The 2,224-nt window shown below is 59.7% G+C and carries 4 protein-coding genes; 3 read left to right on the top strand and 1 reads right to left on the bottom strand.

The features are described 5' to 3' along the window. Positions 1-196 precede the first annotated feature (196 nt). The 3 genes from MKK88_RS33660 (at position 197) to MKK88_RS33650 (ending at position 1,500) form a co-directional block, all read left to right on the top strand. Entirely contained in the window at positions 197-619 is a 423-nt protein-coding gene (locus MKK88_RS33660) for a hypothetical protein (RefSeq protein WP_244008180.1), read from the top strand. 310 nt (positions 620-929) lie between these two features. Further along, positions 930-1,211 (top strand): hypothetical protein, encoded by a 282-nt coding sequence (locus tag MKK88_RS33655; protein ID WP_244008178.1) that lies wholly within the window; start codon positions 930-932, stop codon positions 1,209-1,211. Further along, complete coding sequence (locus MKK88_RS33650) at positions 1,204-1,500, top strand: helix-turn-helix transcriptional regulator (protein WP_313902370.1); 297 nt, start codon at positions 1,204-1,206, stop codon at positions 1,498-1,500. The genes MKK88_RS33655 and MKK88_RS33650 overlap by 8 nt, the downstream gene beginning before the upstream one ends. 396 nt (positions 1,501-1,896) lie before the next feature. Here the strand turns inward: MKK88_RS33650 and MKK88_RS33645 are convergent, their stop codons facing one another. Beyond that, positions 1,897-2,199 (bottom strand): hypothetical protein, encoded by a 303-nt coding sequence (locus MKK88_RS33645; protein ID WP_244008175.1) that lies wholly within the window; start codon positions 2,197-2,199, stop codon positions 1,897-1,899. Positions 2,200-2,224: the final 25 nt, after the last annotated feature.

The raw sequence follows: 2,224 nt of genomic DNA, 5'->3' as shown, positions 1-2,224 counted from the left end.
CAGTCAGCAACGTCGTCGGTTCGGTTGAGGAAGCTGAGACCAACGTGCCTGTGCTGGCAGCCCATAAGGCCGCTCGCAAGCCCGCGGCCCCGCACATCACGCACTGACCCACAAAAGCGTTGCCCCGAGTCGCATTATGGAAGGCTTCTCATGGACTATATCAGGCGCTACGGTTGTCGTCGTCGTCGGATGGGTGGTGAGCATCGTTCTGTTCACCTACAAGCGTGGGGCTTCTGAGTCAGCTACGGCCGAAAGCCTCAAAGCCGCACACAAAAAGCTTGACGACATTGACACGCAGTGGCGTCTCAACAAAACCGAGTTCGACAAGCACCTTCGCGAGCTTGAGCATGACCGCCAGAACTGGCGCGATGACATTGAGAAGGGCCTAGACCAGCGGTTGGCCGGCATCATCGGCCAGACTAACCTGCTCCGCGATCAGCTCTCCGAGGTGCGGGAGAACATCGCAAAAAACTACATGACCAAGCCGGAAATCTCAGCCATCGAGAGCCGGGTGACGGATGGTCAGGGCCGGATAATCGACCGGCTTGAGAAGTTCGAGGGCCGGCTCTCCGACATGCAGAAGAGCATCCTTGAGGCGATCCGAAAAAACGGGTCGTGACGGTCCTGCCCCGGGGCTGCTCGTCGGCAGGCTGCTCCGGTATTATGCAGCAACCTCACCCAAAAACGTTGAGGTGAACGTGCGACGACGCACAAGTGGGCATCTAGCTACCAAAGCGCAAGATTGCCACTCACGCAAAAACCTGTTGAAAAGGTGGAAACGCTCCCGATATGGGGGCGTTGGAAGGGTCTTAGTGGCTAGCAGCCTCTCGGCATCGCGGGGGATTGCGGCCACTATCCACATCGCGTTAACTGCTCAGTCAAGTCTCTACGGCCAAGATTGAAGCCGATCGAGTCTTGGAGTGCTGAACGTGCGTGATCCTGACAAGCATGGCGGGAGGCGGGCTAAAATGGGCGCTCTTAAGAAGGAGGCCGAGCGGTCGTTCACGGTCAGCGGTGCCAAGGGCAATCCTGACTCGAAGCTATTCGTCACCTATGCCTTGCCTGGCGGCGACACTCTCAAAGTGCTGGATCGTCGCGTCCTCAACGGCGCCTACGCGGCTGCCGGCTCCAGCATACAGGCCACTCTTAACAAAATTAAGCATGGCCAGCCGCTCGGACAGGGATTAAAGAAGCCTCAGGGAAATAAATAAACCTAGGCGAAATCCTCGTGAGCACTGGAAATCCGGCCCCGCCCACTGCCGAGCCGCTAGAGGATGGTTGGATTGGTCGCAGACCGATCTCTCCAAGCGCGCCAATATTGGACTGAGCACGATCCGGCAGTTTGAGAACGGCATCCGCACGCCGATCGCCAACAACATGCTGGCGATGCGGCGCGCGTTTGAGGAGGCCGGCATCACCCTTGCGGATGAGCCGGCCGGGATCAGTTACGCCGGGACGGGCGCAGCCTCAGACAAGAACGGCACAGGCGCCGCTCCCTGATGGGAAAGGCCGCGCACGATCTTAGAGACCGTGCCGCCGTTCGCACAGAAGTAATGGGAAGCCTTGCCCTGGCTCCAGCCGAGTTCGAATACGGCGTAGAGGATGTGGTAGGCCGTGAGATGGTCACAGGGAAACTCGGGCATAGTCGGTCCTTAACGCCGTTGGGGCGAATTGAAGGGGACCGGCTTGAACGAGACGACCAAAAGTGCGACTCTGAGCCTGCGGGGCTGTCGCTTTTGGTAGCTGTCCAAGCCGGATAGCAATTGAAGTGATGGTTCTGGCTTCGGCCGGTGTTAGCGCACCGGCCGAAGCCGTTGCCCTCTTCTGAGGGCATGGTTGTCGGCCATGACGTTCTCCTCTGTTAGCGCCGGACAGACGCGGGGTGGAACGGATAGGTCAGACGAGACGAAGCGCCCTCGGGCGCCCGTCATCATCCGACCCGGCATCTGAGCCGTTCGACGCGGGAACGTCGGACGGCTCATTCTCTTTTGAGACAAGCTTGTAGCAGCCAAGTCCGGTCCTCTCGATCACCCCTTGGCGAGCGAGGCGCTGAATAGCGCTGTAGCCATACTGCGGATTACCGGAGTGCTCGGCGTTCTTCGCTTCGGCCTGCGCGGAACTTAGATCCGGCGTGGTTAGCCGATGATCGCCCCAGCCGCCTTCGGGATAGTACATCAGCCCGGCGAACAGCGCGTACATTCGACCCTCCTAGCCCCTCTCCCCC

Source organism: Methylobacterium sp. E-005, from assembly GCF_022829725.1.
GTDB lineage: Bacteria > Pseudomonadota > Alphaproteobacteria > Rhizobiales > Beijerinckiaceae > Methylobacterium.
Note: the sequence above shows the minus strand (reverse complement) of the source record. Positions and strands in the feature narration are given on the sequence as shown.

Coding starts and splice junctions, on each gene's coding strand:
- MKK88_RS33645 (WP_244008175.1), bottom strand. CDS start 2,199: ATGTACGCGCTGTTCGCCGGGCTGATGTACTATCCCGAAGGCGGCTGG.